Origin of the sequence: Acidiphilium rubrum, from assembly GCF_900156265.1 — a bacterium.
In the GTDB taxonomy this organism is placed as follows: Bacteria; Pseudomonadota; Alphaproteobacteria; order Acetobacterales; family Acetobacteraceae; genus Acidiphilium; species Acidiphilium rubrum.
In genome coordinates this window covers 91,982-113,693 of record NZ_FTNE01000005.1, presented here as the reverse complement: position 1 = coordinate 113,693, position 21,712 = coordinate 91,982, and the positions used below count along the sequence as shown (strand labels likewise).

At 66.0% G+C, this 21,712-nt stretch carries 21 protein-coding genes; 6 read left to right on the top strand and 15 right to left on the bottom strand.

Features of this window, described 5'->3' with window-relative positions; all coding sequences use genetic code 11:
• Window positions 1–18: 18 nt before the first annotated feature.
• From BW994_RS05595 to BW994_RS05570, 6 genes are all read right to left on the bottom strand, one after another.
• Window positions 19–1,005 carry an RluA family pseudouridine synthase gene (locus BW994_RS05595; RefSeq protein ID WP_029311174.1) on the bottom strand — a complete coding sequence of 329 codons (987 nt, stop codon included), beginning with the start codon at window positions 1,003–1,005 and terminating at the stop codon, window positions 19–21.
• Window positions 1,002–2,330 (bottom strand): replication-associated recombination protein A, encoded by a 1,329-nt coding sequence (locus BW994_RS05590; protein WP_076454401.1) that lies wholly within the window; start codon window positions 2,328–2,330, stop codon window positions 1,002–1,004. Before BW994_RS05590 ends, BW994_RS05595 begins: the two co-directional genes overlap by 4 nt.
• A 183-nt stretch (window positions 2,331–2,513) precedes the next feature.
• A complete protein-coding gene (locus BW994_RS05585) occupies window positions 2,514–3,212 on the bottom strand; it encodes a DUF2272 domain-containing protein (RefSeq protein ID WP_245594073.1) in 699 nt (232 codons plus the stop codon).
• Between the two features lie 125 nt (window positions 3,213–3,337).
• The gene (mtnA, locus tag BW994_RS05580) at window positions 3,338–4,441 is read right to left on the bottom strand and encodes an S-methyl-5-thioribose-1-phosphate isomerase (protein WP_029311171.1); all 1,104 of its coding nucleotides are present in this window, start codon (window positions 4,439–4,441) and stop codon (window positions 3,338–3,340) included.
• 53 nt (window positions 4,442–4,494) lie between these two features.
• On the bottom strand, window positions 4,495–4,974 hold the full coding sequence (locus BW994_RS05575) for a UPF0262 family protein (RefSeq protein ID WP_029311170.1): 480 nt from the start codon (window positions 4,972–4,974) through the stop codon (window positions 4,495–4,497).
• Window positions 4,967–5,419, bottom strand: coding sequence for a DUF983 domain-containing protein (locus BW994_RS05570; protein WP_245594072.1), 453 nt, complete (start codon window positions 5,417–5,419; stop codon window positions 4,967–4,969). Before BW994_RS05570 ends, BW994_RS05575 begins: the two co-directional genes overlap by 8 nt.
• Window positions 5,420–5,832: 413 nt before the next feature.
• Between BW994_RS05570 and BW994_RS18820 the strand changes: the two genes are divergently transcribed.
• The gene (locus BW994_RS18820) at window positions 5,833–6,024 is read left to right on the top strand and encodes a hypothetical protein (protein ID WP_029311168.1); all 192 of its coding nucleotides are present in this window, start codon (window positions 5,833–5,835) and stop codon (window positions 6,022–6,024) included.
• A complete protein-coding gene (locus tag BW994_RS18815; protein ID WP_035228348.1) occupies window positions 6,021–6,698 on the top strand; it encodes a hypothetical protein in 678 nt (225 codons plus the stop codon). Before BW994_RS18820 ends, BW994_RS18815 begins: the two co-directional genes overlap by 4 nt.
• A 98-nt stretch (window positions 6,699–6,796) precedes the next feature.
• Here the strand turns inward: BW994_RS18815 and BW994_RS05560 are convergent, their stop codons facing one another.
• The 9 genes from BW994_RS05560 to BW994_RS05525 form a co-directional block, all read right to left on the bottom strand.
• On the bottom strand, window positions 6,797–7,603 hold the full coding sequence (locus BW994_RS05560) for an EipB family protein (protein ID WP_029311166.1): 807 nt from the start codon (window positions 7,601–7,603) through the stop codon (window positions 6,797–6,799).
• Window positions 7,600–9,780, bottom strand: a complete 2,181-nt coding sequence (gene uvrB, locus BW994_RS05555; protein ID WP_029311165.1) for an excinuclease ABC subunit UvrB — start codon at window positions 9,778–9,780, stop codon at window positions 7,600–7,602. Before uvrB ends, BW994_RS05560 begins: the two co-directional genes overlap by 4 nt.
• A gap of 48 nt (window positions 9,781–9,828) precedes the next feature.
• On the bottom strand, window positions 9,829–10,305 hold the full coding sequence (locus BW994_RS05550; RefSeq protein WP_029311164.1) for a phasin family protein: 477 nt from the start codon (window positions 10,303–10,305) through the stop codon (window positions 9,829–9,831).
• A gap of 222 nt (window positions 10,306–10,527) precedes the next feature.
• On the bottom strand, window positions 10,528–11,163 hold the full coding sequence (locus BW994_RS05545) for a hypothetical protein (RefSeq protein ID WP_029311163.1): 636 nt from the start codon (window positions 11,161–11,163) through the stop codon (window positions 10,528–10,530).
• Window positions 11,164–11,230: 67 nt separating this feature from the next.
• On the bottom strand, window positions 11,231–11,353 hold the full coding sequence (locus BW994_RS20365) for a hypothetical protein (protein WP_281174432.1): 123 nt from the start codon (window positions 11,351–11,353) through the stop codon (window positions 11,231–11,233).
• Between the two features lie 23 nt (window positions 11,354–11,376).
• Window positions 11,377–11,931, bottom strand: coding sequence for a demethoxyubiquinone hydroxylase family protein (locus tag BW994_RS05540; protein WP_139334004.1), 555 nt, complete (start codon window positions 11,929–11,931; stop codon window positions 11,377–11,379).
• Window positions 11,931–12,431, bottom strand: a complete 501-nt coding sequence (locus BW994_RS05535) for a disulfide bond formation protein B (RefSeq protein ID WP_051657222.1) — start codon at window positions 12,429–12,431, stop codon at window positions 11,931–11,933. Before BW994_RS05535 ends, BW994_RS05540 begins: the two co-directional genes overlap by 1 nt.
• The gene (gene bcp / locus BW994_RS05530; RefSeq protein ID WP_029311160.1) at window positions 12,428–12,895 is read right to left on the bottom strand and encodes a thioredoxin-dependent thiol peroxidase; all 468 of its coding nucleotides are present in this window, start codon (window positions 12,893–12,895) and stop codon (window positions 12,428–12,430) included. The genes BW994_RS05535 and bcp overlap by 4 nt, the downstream gene beginning before the upstream one ends.
• The gene (locus BW994_RS05525; RefSeq protein ID WP_081849025.1) at window positions 12,886–15,843 is read right to left on the bottom strand and encodes a bifunctional [glutamine synthetase] adenylyltransferase/[glutamine synthetase]-adenylyl-L-tyrosine phosphorylase; all 2,958 of its coding nucleotides are present in this window, start codon (window positions 15,841–15,843) and stop codon (window positions 12,886–12,888) included. The genes bcp and BW994_RS05525 overlap by 10 nt, the downstream gene beginning before the upstream one ends.
• A gap of 17 nt (window positions 15,844–15,860) precedes the next feature.
• Between BW994_RS05525 and BW994_RS05520 the strand changes: the two genes are divergently transcribed.
• The 4 genes from BW994_RS05520 (at window position 15,861) to BW994_RS05505 (ending at window position 21,686) form a co-directional block, all read left to right on the top strand.
• Window positions 15,861–18,986, top strand: a complete 3,126-nt coding sequence (locus BW994_RS05520) for an AsmA-like C-terminal region-containing protein (protein ID WP_029311158.1) — start codon at window positions 15,861–15,863, stop codon at window positions 18,984–18,986.
• A gap of 123 nt (window positions 18,987–19,109) precedes the next feature.
• Window positions 19,110–19,859 carry an electron transfer flavoprotein subunit beta/FixA family protein gene (locus tag BW994_RS05515; protein WP_029311157.1) on the top strand — a complete coding sequence of 250 codons (750 nt, stop codon included), beginning with the start codon at window positions 19,110–19,112 and terminating at the stop codon, window positions 19,857–19,859.
• 2 nt (window positions 19,860–19,861) lie between these two features.
• Window positions 19,862–20,797 (top strand): FAD-binding protein, encoded by a 936-nt coding sequence (locus tag BW994_RS05510; protein WP_029311156.1) that lies wholly within the window; start codon window positions 19,862–19,864, stop codon window positions 20,795–20,797.
• Between the two features lies 1 nt (window position 20,798).
• The gene (locus tag BW994_RS05505) at window positions 20,799–21,686 is read left to right on the top strand and encodes a 3-hydroxybutyryl-CoA dehydrogenase (RefSeq protein ID WP_029311155.1); all 888 of its coding nucleotides are present in this window, start codon (window positions 20,799–20,801) and stop codon (window positions 21,684–21,686) included.
• The last annotated feature ends 26 nt before the right edge of the window (window positions 21,687–21,712 follow it).

Below are 21,712 nucleotides of genomic sequence, written 5' to 3'. Positions count from 1 at the left end.
CTCACGATGTCGTGATAATCAGGATTTTCCGTGCTTGTTGGCCCCTTTGGCGGGGTCGGCGGTGAAGCCGAGGCTGGCGAAGGCGGCCTTCATGTGCGGCGGCAATTCGGCCTCGACGCTGAGCGTGCCGCCGCGCGGATGCGGCAGCACGAGGCGGCGGGCGTGCAGATGCAGCTGGCGCGCGAAGCCTTCGGCAAAGGCGCGGTCTTCGCCGTAGGGGGCATCGCCGAGGATCGGCGTTTTGATCGCGGCGCAATGGGCGCGCAGCTGGTGGGTGCGCCCGGTGAGCGGCTGGAGTTCGAGCCAGGAGAATTTGCGGCCGGCATTGTCGATCGTGCGGTATTCGGTGACGGCTTTGACCGCACCTTCGGCATCGCGGCCGACCGGCTTGGTGCGCGCGCCCTGCGAGCCGCCGATGCGGGCGAGCGGCAGGTCGATCTGGCCTTCCAACGGCACCGGCAGGCCGACGACGATGGCCCAATAGGTTTTTTCCATGTCCCGCCCGCGAAAGGCGGCGGCGAGCTTGCCGGCGGCGAAGGCGTTGCGGGCGAGGATGAGCACGCCGGAGGTATCGCGGTCGAGCCGGTGGACCAGGCGCGGGCGGTCTTCCGCGCCGAAGCGCAGCGCATCGAGCATGCCATCGAGATGGCGCGCGATGCCCTTGCCGCCCTGGGTCGCGAGGCCGGCGGGCTTATCGACCACCAGCACGTCTTCGTCGCGGTAGAGCACGCGGGCGAGGAGTTCCTTGGTGTCGTATTGGTCCATCGCGACGATCTGGCGCTGCTTGGGCGCGGCGGCGGGGTCGGGCAGCGGCGGGATGCGGACGGACTGGCCCTCCGCGACATGGACCGAGGCTTCGACCCGCTTGCCATCGACCCTGATCTGCCCGGTGCGGCACAGTTTCTGGATCGCACCCTGGGTCAGATGCGGGTGATGGCGGCGGAGAAACCGGTCGAGCCGCATATCGGCCTGATCGGGTTCGACGGTGATGGTTTGAACACTCATGCGCGCTCATCGCGCAACTTGGCCCAATGGTCCAGCCGGCGCTTGATTTCATGCTCGTGGCCGCGACCCTCGGGGCGGTAGAACTGCTCGCGCGGAATGCCATCGGGGAAGTAGTTCTGGCCGGAAAACGCATCCTGCGTATCATGGTCGTAGGCGTAGCCGGCGCCATAGCCGAGGGTTTTCATCAGTTTGGTCGGCGCGTTCAGGATATGCGCGGGCGGCGGCAGGCTGCCGGTGGCCTGCGCTGCGCGCTTTGCTGCCCCGAACGCGCGGTAGCCGGCGTTGGATTTCGGCGCCGTCGCGAGATAGAGCACGAGCTGCGCAATCGCGAGATCGCCCTCCGGGCTGCCCAGCCGCTCATAGGCTTCCCACGCCGCGATCGATTGGGTCAGGGCGCCGGGATCGGCGAGGCCGATGTCCTCCACCGCGAAACGGGTCAGCCGGCGGGCGATGTAGCGCGCGTCCTCGCCGCCGACCAGCATGCGGGCGAGCCAGTAGAGTGCGGCATCCGGGTCCGACCCGCGCATCGATTTATGCAGGGCGGAGATCAGGTTGTAATGCTCTTCGCGGTCGCGATCGTACAAAGCAGCACGGCGGGCAACCAGGTTGGTGAGTTCGGCCTCGTCGAGCGGGATGGTCGCGCGCGCGGCGAACACCTGTTCGGCCATGTTGAGGATGGCGCGGCCATCGCCATCGGCCATCGCGCGCAGGCTGGATCGTGCGGCTTGCGTGAGCGGCAACGCCGTGCCGGCGGCCGCCTCGGCGCGGGCGAGCAGCAGTTCGAGCGCGTCATCATCGAGGCGCTTGAGCACCAGTACCTGGCAGCGCGAAAGGAGCGCGCCGTTGAGTTCGAACGACGGGTTTTCGGTGGTCGCACCGATCAAAGTGATGGTGCCGTCTTCGACCACCGGCAGAAACCCGTCCTGCTGCGCACGATTGAACCGGTGGATTTCATCGACGAACAGCAAAATCCGGTCGCCGGTGCGGCGGCGGCGGGCGGCATCTTCGAACACGCGCTTGAGGTCGGCCACACCCGAAAACACCGCCGAGATCTGCACGAAAATCAGCCCCGCACGATCGGCCAGCAGACGCGCGATGGTGGTTTTGCCGACGCCGGGCGGCCCCCACAGGATGAGCGAGGCGAGCGAGCCGCGTTCGAGCATACGCGTCAGGCTGCCCTGCGGGCCGACCAGATGATCCTGCCCGACCACCGCCGAGAGATCGTGCGGGCGGAGGGATTCGGCCATCGGTGCGGGACCGCCGCGGCCAGGTTGGGGCGGGGCTGCGCCGAACAGATCGTCGGTGGGTTGGGGATGACGGGGCATCGGACGGTTATAGGCTAAATGCGGGGGGATGGCACTTCCCGCGCGCCGGGAGAGGAAGGTCAGTGAGGAAGACTTCTTTTTTGTAAAAAAGAAACAAAAAACTTTTGGTTGTCTGGGTGAGTGGCTGTTGCACGATGGTGTGTCACTTGTTTGCGCCTGTGTGGTTTTGCTGTCGGCGCCTCGTTACTGACGTTGGTAAAGCACTTTCAGGGCGACGAACCAGTCGTAGCGCGGGTCGACGATGGTGCCATCGCGGTGTTGCAGCGTGTTGCGGGTGGTGGTGGGGACGTGGGTGAGCGCGACTTTGTCATCGACATTGCCGCCGATCACCGACAGCATGCCTGGGGTTTGGTTGACGACGATGGCGCAATGGGCGGGGAAGAAGCCGTGGCTGGGCAGGGCAGCGTAGGTGATGGTGCTGGCGCGGTCGCGGCCGGCGCAGATCAGGTCGCCGGGGACCGGGGCGTAGGTGGTGGGGTTTTCGGCCAGCAGGAGCGGGTTGGGGATGGTGCCGTGGGCAGCGTTCCAGGCGTAGTCGATGTATTTGGCGTGGTTGGGCGAGTAGGGGAAATCGGGACCGGCGCCGGCGATGCGCATGATGTAGGAGATGAAGGCGGCGGACCAGGCGAAGCGGCCGTTGATGGCGGGGGGGAATTTTTTGCCGGTGGCGTCGTGCTTGCCGGTCCAGCGATCGTAGAAATGGCCGGCGTTCATGCCGAGCCACCAATACAGTCCCACCTGTTGCCAATCCCCCGGGTCACGTTCCTGCATCGCCTGCGCATCGGCCGGGTGATAGGCCGATGGTGGGGTATCGACCACAGGACTGCCCCAGTAACGCCACTGACCCACCGCGATAGCGATGGCGGCTGTGCGCGAAAACATCTCGTATGGCTTGTTAGCAAACGCCGGCGCATGCGCATCCGGCTGCACCGCGCACCCAGACAGCGCCAACAGCACAGCGCCAACGAACAAAAGTTTTTTGGTTCTTTTTTTCAAAAAAGAACTGCTTAAGCTGCCTCCTGCGTCCGATACTCCGGAAACATCGCCGCAAGTGAAGCCGCATCGGCGGCGCAGATGCCGCGTTCGGTGATCAGGCCGGAGACCAGCCGTGCGGGCGTGACGTCGAACGCGGGGTTGGCGGCGGGGCTGTCTTTCGGGACGATGCGAATGGTGGCGATGCTGCCATCGAGCGCGCGGCCGGTCATGGTGGTCACTTCGGTGGCGGCGCGTTCCTCGATCGGGATGTCGGTCAGCCCATCGGCGATGGTCCAATCGATCGTGGAGGACGGCAGGGCGACGTAGAACGGGATGCCGTTGTCGCGCGCGGCGAGGGCTTTGAGGTAGGTGCCGATTTTATTGCAGACATCGCCCGCGTTGGTGACGCGATCGGTGCCGACGATGACCATGTCGATCGCGCCGCGCTGCATCAGGTGGCCGCCGGCGTTATCGACGATGACGGTGTGTTTGACGCCATGCTTGCCGAGTTCCCAGGCGGTGAGCGAGGCGCCTTGGTTGCGGGGCCGGGTTTCATCGACATAGACGTGAACATCGATGCCGGCATCGTGCGCCATGTAGATCGGCGCGAGTGCGGTGCCCCAATCGACCGTGGCGATCCAGCCGGCGTTGCAATGGGTGAGGATGTTGACGCGCTTGCCTGCGGTGGCGCGGGATTTGATCAGCGCCAGGCCATGTTTGCCGATGGCGCGGTTGGTGGCGACGTCTTCATCGCAGATGGCGGCGGCTTCGGCATAGGCGGTTTCGGCGCGTTCGGGCTTCGGGTGATCCTGCAACACGCCCTGCATGCGCTGGAGCGCCCAGCGCAGATTGATCGCGGTGGGGCGGGTTGCGGCGAGGGTGGTGATGGCGTGTTGCAAGGCGTGGTCGGACGGATCGGCGCGCATTGCGATGGCGACGCCGTAGGCGGCGGTGGCGCCGATCAGCGGGGCGCCGCGCACCAGCATGGCGCTGATGGCGTGGGCGACTTCATCGAGTGTGGCAAGGCGCGGCATTTCGAGCGCCCAGGGCAGTTTGGTCTGGTCGATGATGCGGAGCGACCAATGGTCGGTCTCGTCGAGCCAGAGGGAGCGAAAGGCGGTGCCGTCGATTTTCATATTGAAGATCCGCGCTGGAGGTTGCGCGCCTGCATACCACGAATGTGGATTTTCTACATCCGCCGGTGCAGCGCGCAGACCAGGGTGAAGATGCGCCGCGCGGTATCGAAATCGAGCAGGACTTTGCCGTCGAGCCGGGCCATGACGAGTTCGGCACCTTCGTTGTGCAGGCCGCGTCGACCCATGTCGATCGCCTGGATGCGGGCTTCGCGGCCTTCGGCGACGGCGGCGGCGTAGCTGTCGAGCAGCATCTGGTAGTCGCGGATCATCGAGCGGAACGGTCCCGGTGCGAGCACGAGGGTTTGCAATGTCTCGTCGGTTTCGGTGCGGATGTCGAACACGAGGCGACCATCCTGCACCGAGAGATGCAGGATGGTCTGGCGCTCGGGGTGGGTGGTGAGGGCGAAATTGTTATCGGCGGCGAGATCGGCGATCGCCTGGTTGCGATCGGCCTCCTGCATCGGGGTGAGGCTGCCGGACGGATCGTCAGCGAGGACGACGCGGATCAGCCGGCCGGCGCTGGGTTCAGCCATGGACGATAGCTGCCGGTTTCGCTGACGGTGGCAGAGGACGCAGCATGTTGATTTTCAGCATGATGGCGAGCAGCGCGCCTTTGATCGGGCGCAACATGGCAAGCAGCAGCACGATGGTGAGCGGGACGAAAATCAGCATCGAGGTGATCCAGTTCATGCCGCCATCGTAATCGGCGAGGACCATGGTGATGATGATGAAGTGCAAAGCGATCAGCAGGGTGATGTAGGGCGGCGCATCATCGCATGGCACGCGGCCCAGGGGTGCGTCGCAATGCGGGCAGACGGGTTGCACGGTGAGGTAGCCGGCGAAGGCCGAGGCTTCGCCGCAGGCGGGGCAACGCATGGCGAGGCCGCGCCTGAGTGCGGTGGCCCAGCCCGGCATGGCGACGACCGGTGGTGTCGCCGCGCGTTGGGGCCGCCATTCATTGGGCATCGGGTCGGACACGGGCTGGATTCTTTCACGAAAAACGATGAGCTCGCCTGCCATGTTCCGCCCGATCGGGTTGCGTTGCAAGTGCGAAGGTGACTGCATACGGCGCATGCCTGAAACGCGATGAGAAACAGTGCCCGACAAATGTTAAGATTTCAAAAAGCTTAGGGCTGGCAATGCCATTTCCAAATTGATCGTGCATCGGCGTGCTGGTGTAGCGCGTTCGGGGCATTGGATCTCGATTGTCGTTTGCGCCACGCTTACAAAAAAATCATGCGAATGATCTGTAAATCTGCCGCTTTTTGTTGACATCGCATCTGTAGACAGTGAATAGCGATTCTTAGCGTGCGTCGCGCGATTCGCGTCGCAACCTGGTCGAGCACAGATTGGTCTGATCGAGTATCGCACGCAGAAAGGAAGGACGGTCGATGACCGCGGATGACGCAATGCCGGACCATGACTGTAAAGCGATCGATCCGGCGGTGATCCTGATGATCATTCGTGTGATGAAATCCGTTGTTACGCGGCTGCGCATGATTGTTATCGACGTGCCGGCCGTCGTCCATGGGGGCGTGTTGCCCGTGTTACCTACAACCTCGACCGAAGGAGCAGTCTCGTGACCACTGAAACCGAATACCGCGCACAGCCGATGGCGATGCGTGCCGCGACCAAGACCGCCAAACCAGCGCCCAAGGCCGCACCGGCGAAATCAACCGCCAAGGCGAAGACCAAGGTTGTCGCTGCCAAGATCGCGACGCCGAAAGCCGTTGCGAAAAAACCCGCCACCAAGGCACCGGCCAAGGCTGCGGCGAAGCCGGCCGCCAAGGCCGCAGCGAAACCCGCCGCGAAGACCACGACAGCGAAGGCCGCAGCCAAGCCGGCTGCAAAACCGGCTGCCAAGACCGCTGCCGCGAAACCGGCCGCGAAGGCGACCAAGGCACCCGCGGCGAAGGCCGCTTCACCCAAGGCGAAGCCAGCGGCCAAGGCGACCGCTGCGAAGCCTACTGCCGCCAAGAAGACCGTTGCGAAGGCTGCCGCGAAACCGGCCGCGAAAACCGCCGCCGCAAAGCCTGCCGCCAAGCGGACCGCCGCGACGACGCGCAAGACCGTGAACGGCAAGGCGACCAGCACGGCGCGCAAGACCCCCACGCCGCGCGCCGCCGCACCGAAGCCGATGGCGGCGAAACCGGCTGCAACGAAAGCCGCGACACCGGCCAAAACGACCAAGCGCGCCGCGCGCAAGCCTGCGGAAACCACCACATCGCCGGAGAGTACGTCCGACACCTCGGACTGAGCGCGCGGCCCACGGATCGGGCTCGGCAAGCACCAAGGGCGATGATCGCATGATCATCGCCCTTTTTGCTGGAGTGCGCGCTGGGTTGGGGGCGTTGCCTACGGGTGGCGCGGTGCCATTGTGCCGGGGCAGGCTTCGGGTGGCACGGTGAGTGCGGTCAGATCGCCGTGGAGCACGAAATTGCCGAAATCGAGCCTGACGTCACGCGACACGCCATTGGTGTAGTAGCGCATCTGGGTGCGGAAATCCGGTTCGGTGTCGTTATTGGTGCGGCGGAAAAATCCGATGTCGACCAGCGTTGACGGCAGGACCGCGAGGGAGGGGAATTTGCTGTGCGCGGGTTTGCGCTGGCCGAGGATGGCGACGAACGTATGTTCGGCGCCGTGGGTCGAGGTACCGTCGAACAAAGGCGGGTCGATATAGGGTTTGCCGGCGGCGGCGGCAAGCAGGATCTGGCGTGTATGCGCCATCGGAAACAGGGTGCCGGGCGGCAGTTTCACCACCTTGCCCTTGGGCACCAGATAATGCACTTCGCCACCGGCGGGGCCGGTGGTGGCGCTGCCCTGATCCTCGACTTTGGTCTTGCCGCCTTCGGTCTGGCGCAGCACGAAGGTGAGCCGATGGCCGCTTTTGCTTTCCCAGGTATCGTAATTGCTGACCGTGCGGCTCAGACTGCCGTCCTGGTTGCGGATCAGCAGCGTCATGCGTTGGCTGACGGTGTAGGCGTTGCAGGTTTCCAGCACGTTGAACTGCAAACGACCGGTGGCACCGGTGACCGAGTGGCCACGGACTTTCGAGAGCGCGAGCGTATAGGTCGCGTTCTGGCCGGTGAGTTTGACCGGTGCGGCGGCGAGCGCGGCGGTGGCGATGCAACAGGCGCAGCCGGCCAGGAGGATGGTTTTCATCGGCCACGCCCCCGCTTGCCGCCACGCCGTTTATCCGGGTCGTAACCGCCGCCGCCGGGGCCGAGCGGTTCGGGTGTGCGGTCGCGCGGGCGGCGCGCGCTTGGCACCGGCGGCGGGGCGAGGCCGAGTTCGAGCGCCTCGATGCGCTTGATTTCGTCGCGCAGGCGGGCTGCCTCCTCGAATTCCAGATCGGCCGCTGCGTTGCGCATCCGTTTCTCCAGTTCAGCCATGGTCGATTTCAGATCCTTGCCGACGAACTCGGTGGTCAGACTGTCCTTGATCGGGGCAACGGTGACGTAATCCTGTTCATAGACCGAATGCAGGATTTCGCCGATGTGTTTTTTGACGCTCTGCGGCGTGATGCCATGCGCCTCGTTCCAGGCGGTTTGTTTGATGCGCCGGCGCTCGGTTTCGCCGATCGCGTAGGTGAGGCTGCGGGTCATGGTATCGGCGTAGAGAATAACGCGGCCATCGATATTGCGCGCGGCGCGACCGATGGTCTGCACCAGGGATGTCGCGGAGCGCAGGAAGCCTTCCTTATCGGCATCGAGAATCGCGACTAACATGCATTCGGGAATATCGAGCCCTTCGCGCAGCAGGTTGATGCCGACCAGCACGTCGTACACACCCAGGCGAAGATCGCGGATGATCTCGATGCGTTCCAGCGTATCGATATCGGAATGGAGATAGCGGACCTTGACGCCCTGCTCGGTCAGATACTCGGTCAGGTCTTCGGACATGCGCTTGGTCAGTGTGGTGACCAGCACGCGGCCGCCGGCCTGAGCGGTCGCGCGGCATTCGGCCAGCAGATCATCGACCTGATGTTCGACCGGGCGCACCTCCACCATCGGGTCGACCAGACCGGTCGGGCGGATCACCTGTTCGGCGAACACGCCGCCGACACGCTCCATCTCCCACGGGCCGGGGGTTGCGGAGACGAAAGTGGTCTGCGGGCGGAAGCGTTCCCATTCCTCGAATTTCAGGGGGCGGTTATCGATGCAGGAGGGCAGGCGGAAGCCGAAATCCGACAGCACCGATTTGCGCGCGAAATCGCCTTTGTACATGCCGCCGATCTGCGGCACCGTGACGTGGCTTTCATCGACGATCAGCAAGGCGTTTTCCGGCAGGTATTCGAACAAGGTGGGCGGCGGATCGCCGGGTTCGCGGCCGGACAGGTAGCGGGAGTAATTCTCGATCCCCTTGCACGCACCGGTGGTTTCCATCATTTCGATGTCGAAGGTGGTGCGCTGCTGCAACCGCTCGACTTCGAGCAGCTTGCCCTGTTCGGACAATTCCGCGAGCCGGGTTTTCAGCTCGGCCTTGATCTTGCCGATCGCCTGGCCGAGCGTGGGGCGCGGCGTCACGTAATGGCTGTTGGCATAGACCGCGATCGAGGTGAGGTCGGCCATGCGTTCGCCGGTGAGCGGGTCGAATTCGGCGATGCTTTCGATCTCGTCGCCGAACAGGCTCACCCGCCAGGCGCGGTCTTCGTACTGGCTGGGAAAGATATCGACGGTTTCGCCGCGCAGGCGGAAGGTGCCGCGTTGAAAGGCGGCGTCGTTGCGGCGGTATTGCAACTCCACCAGCGCCTTGGCCAGGCGATCGCGGTCGATCCGGCCGCCGACTTCGAGGCGCACGACCATCTGGCTGTAGGTTTCAACCGAGCCGATGCCGTAGATGCAGGAGACCGAGGCGACAATGATGACATCGCCGCGCTCGAGCAATGCCTGAGTGGCGGCGTGGCGCATCCGGTCGATCGCTTCGTTGATCTGGGCGTCTTTTTCGATATAGGTGTCGGTGCGCGGCACATAGGCTTCGGGCTGATAGTAATCGTAGTAGGATACGAAGTATTCGACCGCGTTATCCGGAAAGAACGACTTCATTTCGGCGTAGAGCTGGGCGGCCAGCGTCTTGTTCGGCGCGAGCACCAAAGCGGGGCGTTGCACCGCCTCGATCACCTTGGCCATGGTGAAGGTCTTGCCTGAGCCGGTGACGCCGAGCAGCACCTGATCGCGCTCGTTAGCTTCGATGCCGCGCACCAGCTCGGCGATGGCGGCGGGCTGATCGCCCGCCGGCTGGTAATCCGAGGCGATGCGCAGCGGCTTGTGCATCGGCCGGGCGCTCTGGCGGGCCGGGATGAATTGCAGGCGCGGCGGGGTGATGATCGCTTGCGACATCGGAATTATATCACCGCGCCGGGCCGTTTCTGCAAGATCGGGCCAGGGTCAAGATTTTTTGTCGATCAGGGTTTTCATTTCATCCATTGCTTCGGAAAAGCGGCGATTGAGTTTTTCGACCGCATCGTGGTTCGATCGCTGGATCAGGTCGCCGAGGTCGCGCATGTTGGCGACGGCGGTTTCATAGGCGTGTTTGAGCAATTCCGCCTGTTTGGTGGCGCGCGCCTGCGGCGTGTCGTTCACGTTGACGCCGCGCATCTGCTCGGTGAGGTCGGTCATCGTGCGCTGCATGATTTCCATATGGCGCCGTGCCACCGCCTGCGCGCCTTCGAGGGCGACGCGATTGGCTTCCGACAGGGCTTCGAGATTGCGGCGATAGGCGCTCAGCACGACTTCCATGCCGGGCATGGCGGGTGATTTCATCGCGGCGAAGGCCTTGGTGAAATCGAAATCGGGCATGAACATCGTCATCGGGTTGGCCTCGGCACCGGCTGCCTTCGATTTGGATTTTGGTTGGTCGGCCATGGACGGTATCCTCTCGTTTGTTGCTTGGGTCGGGCCTGGATTTGGCACCTGGTGGATCAGATTAGACCTGCGCGTCGGAAAGCGCGAGGCCATTTCGAACGCCAGGAAATCGGCGACGCGAGACCGCTTTCACGAGCGCATACCCAGCGAATAAAAGTTTTTTTGCTTCTTTTTTTTCAAAAAAAGAAGTCCTTCCCCTCCCTTACGACCAGCCCCCCGGCCTCAATTGGGCCGAGCCGGATCATCGAGCGCAAACGGCGCATCCGGCTCCACCGTGGGGTCCGGCGCGCTGGCGGAGGCGGCCGAGAATTGGTTGGCGGCCTGGTCGGCGCGCATCAGCGCGACATCGAGTGCGGCCATCGTCGCGGACAGGTCTTCGCTGTCATCGCGCATCCAGGCGCGCAGGGCCCAGGCGGAGACGGCGAGCAGGCCGCGCTTGCGCAGAGCGCCGCGCAGGCCGCGCGATGAGACCCCTGCCCCTTCGAGAATCCAGCCCATCGAGGCGAGGTTGGTGCGTTGCAGCCAGAGGGCGAGCAGCGGGTCGGTCGGCGCGAAGCGGATCAGCGCGATCACGCCCTCGCGATGCTGCTGCAGATAGTCGAACCTGCGCATGATGATGTCGAACAGGCGGTCGCGCACCAGGCCATCGGTCATCGCACCGTGCAGGGCGTGAACATCGGCCGCGCGGCCGAATTTCGCCAGGATCATGCCGGTGCAGGAAAAATGGCGGCGCGCCTTGGCGAGTTCGAGGCCGCCGTGCCTTGCCGCGGCGGCGACCGAAACCCGGCGCCAGCCTTGCTGGGCCGCGAGATCGAAAGCGGCCTTGATGAGATCACGCTCGAAATTGTCTTTGCTCATGGCTCGATATGTAGGGATAAAGCTTGGTTCTGCCAATCAAAACCGGTTGTGGGGTCGAAGGTGGACATCAGAAAGCAAGCGCTTCTTTTTTGGAAAAAAGAAGCAAAAAACTTTTTGACTCCAGGGCATGGGCGTTTGAAACGGCACGGGCCCAGATTAACAAAGTTTTTTTTGCTTCTTTTTTGTTCACAAAAAAGAAGACTCTCCTGTCCTTCAAACCCGCTCACTCGCCGCAATCGCCACCTTGCACCCGGTCCGGATTACGGCGGACAGCAGCTTGTAGAACGGCGCCTGCTCCGCCTCGTTCGCGAGGCCGATGTCGCGGTGTTCGAGTTCTTCGGCGCGGAACTCCTCGATCAGGGCGCGCAGGACGCCTTCGTCCTCGCCGAGTTCGGCGGTCTGGGCGGCGTAATGCGCATCGATGGTCTCCTCGACCGCGACGGTGCAGGCCATTGCGGCGCGCGAACCCATTGCGGCGGTGACGGCGCCGAGCGCGAAGCCGGCGACGCGCCAGAACGGCAGCAGCGCGGTGGGGCGGACCCGGCGTTCGATGATCAGTCGCGAAAACGTGTCGAGATGATGCTGCTCCTGCTGCTGCATGTGGCGCAGCGTGTCGCCGTGGCGGGAGCGGCCGAGCACGGCGATCTGGCCGGCGTAGATTTGTTTGGCGCCGTATTCACCGGCGTGATCGACGCGGATCATCCGTGCGAGCGCGGCGCGCTCGGTGGGGTCGCCCGGCAGGCGGGTGGTTTCGGCTTGTTCGTTCATCATGCTCTCCAACGACTTGCTCTCAAATAGGCAGCAACGGCCGCAGCAACAGCCAGGGCGTAGATCAAATCCATCGTGGCGAAGCTGATCGGCAGGCCTTGGATCAGATAGACCGGGTCATCGCACGAGGCCGATGGGCGCAGCGGCATGGCACCGAAGCCGGGCGGGGCGATATTGCATTCCGGGAGCGGGCTTTTCCACCAATGCTGCTCGGCACCGACATGCACGAAAGCGATGGCGACATCGCCCAGCATGGTCAGGACCGCGAGGCCGAGCAGGATGCGGGCGAATTTCGGCGGCGCGAAGGCGGCGATCAGACCGAGCCCGACGATGATCCGGTAGGGCCAGCGCTCGATGTAGCAGAGCGGGCACGGGATCATGTGCAGGACGAATTCGGCGAAATAGGCCATGCCGAGCGCGAACAGCCCGGCGGCGGCCAGCGCGAGGCCGGCCTCGCGGGTGGTGGCCCGGGGCGCGCGGAGCAGGCTGGTCGCACTCATGCCAGTGCCGCGACCGCGTCCATCACGGCCTTGGCGTGGCCGGGCACTTTCACGTTGCGCCAGACCTGGGCGATGGTGCCGGTTTTGTCGATCAGGAAGGTCGAACGGTCGATGCCCATGTATTTCTTGCCGTACATCGATTTCTCGACCCAGGCGCCGAACGCCTCGACCACCGTGCCGGCTTCATCCGAGGCGAGCGGGAAGGTGAGGTTGTATTTGGCGGCGAATTTTTCGAGCGCGGGCATTTTATCCTTCGAGACGCCAACCACTTCGATGCCGATGTGGCCGAGTTGGGGCAAGGCCTCCTGAAAGGCGCAGGCTTCCTTGGTGCAGCCGGGCGTATCGGCCTTGGGGTAGAAATAGAGCACGAAGGGCTTGCCCTTGAAGCCTTCGAGCGAGACGGTGCGGCCGGCGGTGGCCGGCATCGAGAACGCGGGGGCGTGGCTGCCTGCGGTCAGTTCCATCGGGTCGTATCTCCTGCGGGTTCGCTGCTGTTGATTGTGACGTGAGCGGGTGTGACGTGATCGGGTGTAACGTGATCGGGGTCGCCGAGGTGGTGGATGAAGGCGCGCCGCACCACCGCGGCCTGTTCCTCCATCCTGGCGATCAGCGCGGTAAAATCAAGCGCACCGGCGGCGGCGAGGATGGGGGCCAGCGATGCCGGGGCGGCATCCTGCGTCGGCGCGGCCAGACCGGTGATGCGGCGCATGGCCTGCACGGCGCGGAACCAATGGTCGGCTTCGGTCAGGGCATCGGCCTCGGTCGCCGTCATGATGCCGGCTTCGGCGAGGGCGGCCAGCGCCGCGGCGGTGCCGGGCTGGAACAGCGCGGGGATGGTTCGGCCGTGGATGAGTTGGAGTGCCTCGACGATGAAGCCGAGTTCCATCATGCCGCCCGCCCGGTGTTTCAGGTCGAACGGGCCGGAGGGTGGCGCATCGGCCGCAAGGCGGGCGCGCATCGCGATGGTGTCGGCCCGGATGGTGGCGGGATCGACCGCACGGCACAGCGATGTGCGGATCGCGGCTTCGACCACGGGTGCGAAGCCGCGGGTCGCGGCGATCACGCGGGCGCGCGTCAGGGCCAGGCGTTCCCAGGTCCAGGCGGTCTCCGCGTGGTAGTGGCGGAAGGCGGCGAGCGAGACCGCGACCGGGCCTTTGTTGCCGGAGGGGCGCAGCCGCATGTCGACCGGGTAGATCGGCCCCTCCGCGCCGGGGGCGGTGATCGCGCCGACCAGCGCCTGGGCGAGGCGGCTGAAATACTGGCTGGCCGGCAGCCGGGTGGTCTGCGGCCCGGCGGGCGGATGATCGTAGATCAGCATCAGGTCGAGGTCCGAGCCCGGCTGCATCTCGCCGGCACCGGCGCGGCCGAGGGCGACGATGGCGAAGCGGCCGCCGCGCAGCGCGCCGTAGCGCCGGGCGAAATCGGCCATCACGCGCGGCAGCAGCGCGACCATGGCGGCGCGCGCCAGATCGGACCGCCAGGCGCCGGCCTGATCGACATCGATCCGGCGTTCGAGGGTGGCGACCGCCAAATGAAACTCCTCGCGCCGGACGAAGCGGCGCAGCGCATTGACCGTGAGTTCGAGATCATCGGCCTCGCGCAGCAGGCGGCGCAGGACCGGGGCGGGTTTGGTGAAGCGGGCGACCGGGGCGAGCAGCGCATCGAGCGCGCCGGGATGGGCGGCGAGGTGATCGGCCAGCGGTGCGGCGGCGCCGAGCACGGTTGCGAGGCGGCCGAGCAGGGCCGGATTGTGCTGGAACAGCGAGAGCAGGGCGATGCCGGCGCGCTGGCGTTCCAGCATCTGATCGAACCGGCGGAACGCGAGATCGGGGTCGGGTTGGCGGGCCAGGGCGGCGAACAGCGCGGGCAGCAGCGCATCGAGCAGCGCGCGGGCGCGGGCGGCGCGCAGGGCGGGCAGCGTGCCGCTGCGCCAGGCGCGCAGGCGCTCGACCAGATGCGCCGTGTCCTTGAAGCCGAGCGTGGCGGCGTGATCGCGGAAAGCCATGGGTGCGGCACCGGTTTCGCCGGGGTCGAGCTCCACACCGGCACCGGCATCGGTATCGAAAAACGCGGCGAAATGGCCGTGGACCTGCTCGAACAGCGCATCGAGCCGGGCGGCGAAGCGGGCGGCGTCCGGCTCGCCCATGAAGATCGCGAAGGCCGTGAAGCCCGCATCGGTTTCGGGCAGGCGGTGGGTCTGGCGATCGTCGATCATCTGCAGGCGATGCTCGATGCTGCGCAGCCGCCGGTAGGCCGCGCTCAACTGGCGGACCACGGGGCGCGGCAGGTGTTGCGCGGCGGCGAGCGCGCGCAGGCCGGGCAGGGTTGCCGGGATGCGCAGGGCGGGTTCGTGGCCGCCCCAGACCAGTTCGAGCGTCTGGACGATGAATTCGATTTCACGAATGCCGCCGCGCCCGAGTTTGACGTCGCGGCCGAGCAAATGACCCGGCATGTCGTGATAGCGCCGGTCGATCCGGCGTTTCATGTCGTGGATTTCGCTGATCGCGGCGAAATCGAGATTGCGGCGCCAGATGAACGGGCGGATCTGCTCGAGAAAGGCCGCGCCGAAGCCGATGTCGCCGGCGACCGGGCGTGCCTTGGAAAAGGCGGCGCGTTCCCAGGTGCGGCCGTGGCTTTCGTAATAGGTGAGCGCGGCGGCGAGGCTGATGACCGGGGGCGTCGCGGCAGGATCCGGGCGCAGGCGCAGATCGACCCGGAACACCATGCCATCGGCATCGCGCTCGGCGAGCAGGGGCACGAAATCGCGCGCGAGACGCGCCATGGCGGATTGCGCGTCATCCCGGTAAACCCGACATGACGGGTCGAACAGGAGCACGAGGTCGATATCGCTGGAATAATTCAACTCACGCGCGCCGAGCTTGCCCATGCCGAGGACGGCGAAGTGGCTGCCGGCCTCGGGCTGCGCCGGATCGGGCAGGATGATCGTGCCGCGCTCGTGCAGGCCGCGCAGCAGATGGCGCAGGGCGACGGCGATGCTCTGATCGGCCAGATCGGACAAGGCCAGGGTCACCGCCTCGACGCGCCATTGCCCGGCGAGATCGGCCAGGGCGATCGCGAGGGCGGCGCGGCGTTTCGCGGCGCGCAGGGCGCGCGCGATGTGCGGCCTCGGCGCGTCCGGCGGTGTGGCGCGCAGCGTGGCCATGACGGTTGTGAGCATCGCGGCGGCGGATTGTTGGGTCGTACCGATCAGAATATCCGGCTCGCGCAGGGCGAGACCGGCAAGATAGGGCGCGTTGCCGCCGAGCGCCTGCAAGGCCGCGAGCCCGGCGCGGGAGGCGGCGAATCGTGCCTCGGTGCGGCCGAGTGCGGTGAAATCCTCGATCAGCCGCGCCGCCGCGGCGGCATCGGCTGGCGGCGGCAGGCCGGTCAAGGAGGCGCGGGGTCGTTGCATGCCCGGTCCAGTGTTCGATGAGGCGATGGTTTCGTCAAGGCGGCGCGGTCGCGGGGCAGGTCAGCCATCATGCGCTGCGGCTGATCGGCACGCTGGCGCTGGTGGTGATGCTGCTGATCGGTGCGGCGGCCTGGCGGCTGGGACGCGGGCCGGTCGAACTGCCGGCGCTGGCGAGCCGGATTGCGGCGGCGGCGACGGCGGCGATGCCGGGCAGCATCGTCACGATCGGGCAGGCCGGGCTGGCCTGGGAGGGGTTCAACCGGGGCGGCGCGCCGATCGATCTGCGCCTGTCCGACATTGCGATTTTCGGGCGGCATGGCGCGATCGCGGCACGCCTGTCGCGGTTGCGGATCACGCTGTCGCCGATTTTGCTGCTGCGCGGGCGGATTGCGCCGATCGAGATCATCGCGCGCCGGACCGCGGTGGTGGTGCGGCCAAACAGCAGTCCGGGCAGCGCCGAGACGGCACAACCACAGCCATCGGGCCAGACCGGGTTCGCGGATGCGGCCGCTTGGCTGGGCCGGCTGCTCGGCAGCTTCGCGCAGATGCCGCGGGCCGGGGGGCTCGACCTCGCGGCGCTGCGGCGGATCAGCATCACGCATGCGCATGTTTCGCTCGATGACCCGGCGGACGGGCTGGTGCTCGCTGCGGACGACGCACGACTCGATTTGACGCGCAGCGCCGCAGGTCGGCTTCACGGTGCTGCGCGGGCCGTATTGCGGCATGGCGCCAGCACGGCGCCGATCGTGATCGGCATTACCGGTGCGGCGGGGCTGGGCACGGTGAAGGCGGTGCTCGGGCCGGTCGATCCGGCGATGATCGCGCCGCAGCAGGCGGAATTGGCGCGGGCGGATCTGCCGGTCACGCTGACGGTGCGCTGGCCGATCGGCCCGCGCGCGCCGGCACGGCTCGATGTGGCGCTGCAGGCAGGCCCCGGCCATGTGCGCGCGGGCGGCAGCGTGATCGCGGTATCCGCCATCACGGCGGCGCTCGCCGCGACGCCGCAGACCGCGACGCTGGAACACGCGCGGCTCACGCTGGCCGGCATCGGTCATGCGCCGGGGCCGACCGCGCGGCTGAGCGGCACGGTCGGGTTGACCGGCACGATGTCCGGCGAGATTAAAGCAAGGGTGGACCATGTGACGGCGGCCGAACTGCCGGGCGACTGGCCGTTGGCGCTGGCGCGCGGGCCGCGGAAATACGTGGTCAATCATGTCGTGGCCGGGACAGCGCGCGACGGCGTGTTCGATGCGCGGTTCACGCTCGCACCGCCTGACCGGATCGTGCGGCTCGATCACTTCAGCGGCGGGTTTGCGGCGACCGGCGTCACGCTGAAATGGTTCAAGCACGCGGTGCCGATGACCGGGCTCGCCGGCACGCTGCGGTTCATCGATCAGGATATCCTGATGATCCAGGCGACTTCCGGGCGGCTGGGCGGGCTCGATCTGGTCGGCCGGATGATCATTTCGTCGCTGAGCCATCATGATCAGACGTCGCTGGTGCTGGCGCAACTGAGCGGCAATGCGGCCACGGCGGTGCCGCTGCTCGATGCGCCGCCGCTGAAATTGGCGGCGCGCGGCATCGCCCTGGCGGGCGCCACCGGCACGCTGAGCGCCGGGATCGACGCTGGGATACGGCTGACCAAACGCGTGACGCTGGCGGATGTGAAACTGGCGGCACGCGTCAAGCTCGACCGGCTGCATCTGCCTTTGCCAGTGGCGGGGCTCGCGCTCGATCAGGGGCAGATGGTGCTGAACGCCGCGCTCGACCGATTCTCGATGCAGGGCGATGGGATGCTGGCCGGCGAGCGGGCGCGGTTTCATGCGGCGATGGCGCTGCCGAACGGCGATTTCACCCTGAAGGCCGATACCACCGTCGGGCGCCCCTTGCTCGCGAAACTGGGCGCTAGCACCGGGCTGTGGCAGGGCGGGGCGGCGCCGCTCGCGATCGCCTATCGCGATGCGAAGGGGCGCGGCACGCTCGACCTCACCGCCGATCTCACGCCGGTTGCGCTGGCGCTGCCGGTGGCGGGTTGGCGCAAACCGGAAGGTGCCGCGGGGCACGCGATGCTGGGGCTGGTGCTGCGCAACGGCCGGCCGCGCGCCGTACAATCCGTGGATATCGGCGCGGCCGGGCTGGCGTTGCGCGGCGAAACCAGGGGCGGCGCCCTGGTGATCAGCACGGCACGGCTGGGCGGCACCAGTGCGACCGGCAAGCTGACCCCGCCCGACCGCGCGGGCGCGCCCTGGGTGCTGGCCCTGGCCGGGCCGACGCTTGATTTGTCCGCCGCGCTGAACGCCGCGAATCCGTCACATCCGGCCGCCGCCAGTGCGCCGGCATCGAATCCGCCCGCGCCCCCTGCCCTGCCCTGGCGATTGCGCGCCGCGTTCGACCGCATCCGTCTGCACCAGGCCCCGGCCCCCGCGCTGGGCGGCGTGCATATCGACGCGACCGGCAACGCCGGCGCGCTGGCGACGATGAACGCCGTGGTGCGGACCGACCCCGATCACGACGCGCGGCTGGAATTCGGCCGGCAGGCCGGCGCTGACACGGTAAGGCTCACAGCGGGTAATGCCGGGGCGCTGTTTGCGGCAATCGGCACCACCGGCGATATCGCTCAGGGCAAATTGGTGCTGAACGCCGTGACGCGCGGTGCCACGACCGCGGGCCAGGCGGTGATCACCGACTTCCGGCTGCGCCACGCACCGGTGATCGCAAAAGTGTTGCAGGGAATGTCGCTTTATGGCGTGCCGGCCGCAACCTCCGGCCCTGGGCTTGCGATCACGCGGTTGACCGCGCCGTTCAGCATCACCGGCCCGATCGTGCGGCTGGGCAGCGGGCGCGCCTATTCCGCCTCGCTCGGCTTTACCGCGACCGGCACGATCGATGTGCGGCAGAAACGCTATAATCTGTCCGGCACCATCGTGCCCGCCTATGCGCTGAACACGTTGCCGGGGCGGATTCCGCTGATCGGCAAATTGTTCAGCCCGGAAAAGGGCAGCGGGCTGTTCGCGGCGCGCTACAGCGTGGTCGGGCCGTTTGCCAACCCGAATATCGTGGTCAATCCGCTCGCGGCGCTCACACCGGGGTTTCTGCGCGAAATTTTCGGCGTGTTCAACGCGCCGGCGACCGCCAAGCCATAACGTATGCGGCAGCAAACATCCCTATACATTGACTTGCGGGGCGATCGTCAATAGATCATCCATCCCCCGTCGTTTCGTCAGTCCGCTCAACACTTCAATGCAACCGCTCCGAATGGTGAAACCATGAAGCTTCTTGTTCCGGTCAAGCGCGTCGTCGATTACAACGTCAAGGTCCGGGTCAAATCCGACCATTCCGGCGTCGAACTCGCCGGGGTCAAAATGTCGATGAACCCGTTCGATGAAATCGCGGTCGAGGAAGCGGTGCGGCTGCGCGAAAAAGGCATCGCCACCGAAATTATCGCGGTGTCGATGGGGGTTGCCGCCTGCCAGGAAACGCTGCGCACAGCACTCGCCATGGGGGCCGATCGCGGCATTCTGGTCGAGACCGACGCCGAACTGCAACCCCTCGCGGTCGCCAAGCTGCTGAAAGCGCTGGTCGAGCGCGAACAGCCGCGCATGGTCATCATGGGCAAGCAGGCGATCGATGACGACATGAACGCGACCGGCCAGATGCTGGCGGCGCTGCTCGGCTGGCCGCAGGGCACGTTTGCCAGCAAGCTGACGATCGATGGCGATCATGCCACCGTGATCCGCGAGATCGACGGCGGGCTCGAGACGATTTCACTCACCCTGCCGGCGGTGGTCACCAGCGATCTGCGGCTCAACGAACCGCGCTATGCCTCGCTGCCCAATATCATGAAGGCGCGTAAAAAACCGATCGAGACGATCAAGCCGGCAGACCTCGGCGTCGATCCCGCACCGCGCCTGACCACCGTGACCGTGATGGAACCGCCCAAGCGCCAGGCCGGCATCAAAGTGGGCTCGGTGCATGAACTCGTCGAAAAACTCCGCAACGAAGCGAAGGTGATCTGACCATGGCAAATGTTCTGGTTCTGCTCGATCATGACGAGCACGGCATCAAGCAGCCCGCGCGCAGTGCCGTGGCGGCGGCGCTGAAGCTCGGCACCGTGCACGCATTGATCGCCGGTGAAGGCGTTGGCGAAGCGGCCAAGGCCGCCGCTGCGATCGCAGGGGTTGCGAAAGTGCTGGTCGCCGATGGGCCGGCCTATGCCCATGCGCTGGCCGAACCGCTGGCCGATCTGATCGTCAAACTCGCCGGCGATTACAGCCATATTCTCGCCGCCTCCACCGCGATCGGCAAGAACGTGATGCCGCGCGCGGCCGCCCTGCTCGATGTGCAGCCGATCAGCGACATCGCCGAAGTGATCGATGCCGACACCTTCGTCCGCCCGATCTATGCCGGCAATGCGATGGCGACGGTGAAATCATCGGATGCCAAAAAACTGATCACCGTGCGCGCCGCGAGCTTCGACCCGGTGGCGGCAACCGGCGGCACCGGCGCGATCGAGACGATCGACGCTGGCATGGCCAACACCACATCGAAATTCATCAGCGCCGAGTTATCGAAAAGCGAACGCCCCGAACTGACGGCGGCGAAAATCGTGATCTCGGGCGGCCGCGGCATGCAGAACGGCGATAATTTCACCAAGCTGCTCGACCCGGTGGCCGACAGGCTGCACGCCGCCGTCGGCGCATCGCGCGCGGCGGTCGATGCCGGGTTCGTGCCGAACGATTACCAGGTCGGCCAGACCGGCAAGATCGTCGCACCGGATCTCTATATGGCGGTCGGTATTTCGGGCGCCATCCAGCATCTGGCCGGCATGAAGGATTCCAAGGTAATCGTCGCGATCAACAAGGATGAGGACGCGCCGATTTTCCAGGTGGCCGATTACGGCCTGGTGGGCGATCTGTTCACCATATTGCCCGAGCTTGAAAAGGAACTCGGCTGACATGACCACGCCCGGCGCGATACAGCGGGTCGGCGTACTCGGCGCCGGGGCCATGGGCAACGGCATCGCGCATGTCGCCGCCCTGTCCGGTTTTGAGATCGTGTTAGTCGATACCGCCCAGGCCGTGCTCGACAAAAGCCTTGCCACCATGGAGAAAAACATGGCACGGCAGGTCGAAAAAAACACGATCGATGCCGCCGCGCGCGATGCCGCGTTAGCGCGCGTCGCCCGCTCGACCACGCACGATGCCTTCGCCACCTGCGACATCGTGATCGAGGCGGTGCCGGAACGCGAGGATATCAAGCGCGCGGTCTACGCGCAGATCATCCCGCATCTGGCACCCCACGCCATTCTGGCGTCCAACACCTCGTCGATCTCGATCACGCGGTTGGGCACGGCGAGCGGCATCGCCGAGCGGTTCGTCGGGATGCATTTCTTCAACCCGGTGCCGATGATGAAACTCGTCGAGATCATCAGCGGAATCGCGACCGCGCCCGCAACCCTCGCCGCCGTCGAAGACCTGGCGAAACGGATGGGCAAGACCACCATCGTCGCCGCCGATTTCTCCGGCTTCATCGTCAACCGCATCCTGGTGCCGATGATCAACGAAGCGATCTTCGCGCTGCACGAAGGCATCGGCACGATCACCTCGATCGACAACGGCATGAAGCTCGGCGCATCACACCCGATGGGCCCGCTCACCCTGGCCGATTTCGTCGGGCTCGACATCGTGCTCGACGTGATGCGCGTGCTGCACGAAGGCCTCGGCGAAGACAAATACCGCCCCTGCCCGCTGCTGGTAAACTACGTCGCCGCCGGCTGGCTGGGCCGGAAAACCGGGCGCGGATTTTACGATTACGCGAGCAATCCGCCGGTGCCGACGCGGTAACGCGTCGGCACGTCACGGCCATGCGG

Coding starts and splice junctions, on each gene's coding strand:
- BW994_RS05595 (WP_029311174.1), bottom strand. CDS start 1,005: ATGAGTGTTCAAACCATCACCGTCGAACCCGATCAGGCCGATATGCGG.
- BW994_RS05590 (WP_076454401.1), bottom strand. CDS start 2,330: ATGCCCCGTCATCCCCAACCCACCGACGATCTGTTCGGCGCAGCCCCG.
- BW994_RS05585 (WP_245594073.1), bottom strand. CDS start 3,212: ATGTTTTCGCGCACAGCCGCCATCGCTATCGCGGTGGGTCAGTGGCGT.
- mtnA (WP_029311171.1), bottom strand. CDS start 4,441: ATGAAAATCGACGGCACCGCCTTTCGCTCCCTCTGGCTCGACGAGACC.
- BW994_RS05575 (WP_029311170.1), bottom strand. CDS start 4,974: ATGGCTGAACCCAGCGCCGGCCGGCTGATCCGCGTCGTCCTCGCTGAC.
- BW994_RS18820 (WP_029311168.1), top strand. CDS start 5,833: ATGACCGCGGATGACGCAATGCCGGACCATGACTGTAAAGCGATCGAT.
- BW994_RS05560 (WP_029311166.1), bottom strand. CDS start 7,603: ATGAAAACCATCCTCCTGGCCGGCTGCGCCTGTTGCATCGCCACCGCC.
- uvrB (WP_029311165.1), bottom strand. CDS start 9,780: ATGTCGCAAGCGATCATCACCCCGCCGCGCCTGCAATTCATCCCGGCC.
- BW994_RS05550 (WP_029311164.1), bottom strand. CDS start 10,305: ATGGCCGACCAACCAAAATCCAAATCGAAGGCAGCCGGTGCCGAGGCC.
- BW994_RS05545 (WP_029311163.1), bottom strand. CDS start 11,163: ATGAGCAAAGACAATTTCGAGCGTGATCTCATCAAGGCCGCTTTCGAT.
- BW994_RS05540 (WP_139334004.1), bottom strand. CDS start 11,931: ATGAACGAACAAGCCGAAACCACCCGCCTGCCGGGCGACCCCACCGAG.
- BW994_RS05535 (WP_051657222.1), bottom strand. CDS start 12,431: ATGAGTGCGACCAGCCTGCTCCGCGCGCCCCGGGCCACCACCCGCGAG.
- bcp (WP_029311160.1), bottom strand. CDS start 12,895: ATGGAACTGACCGCAGGCAGCCACGCCCCCGCGTTCTCGATGCCGGCC.
- BW994_RS05525 (WP_081849025.1), bottom strand. CDS start 15,843: ATGCAACGACCCCGCGCCTCCTTGACCGGCCTGCCGCCGCCAGCCGAT.
- BW994_RS05520 (WP_029311158.1), top strand. CDS start 15,861: ATGAGGCGATGGTTTCGTCAAGGCGGCGCGGTCGCGGGGCAGGTCAGC.
- BW994_RS05515 (WP_029311157.1), top strand. CDS start 19,110: ATGAAGCTTCTTGTTCCGGTCAAGCGCGTCGTCGATTACAACGTCAAG.
- BW994_RS05510 (WP_029311156.1), top strand. CDS start 19,862: ATGGCAAATGTTCTGGTTCTGCTCGATCATGACGAGCACGGCATCAAG.
- BW994_RS05505 (WP_029311155.1), top strand. CDS start 20,799: ATGACCACGCCCGGCGCGATACAGCGGGTCGGCGTACTCGGCGCCGGG.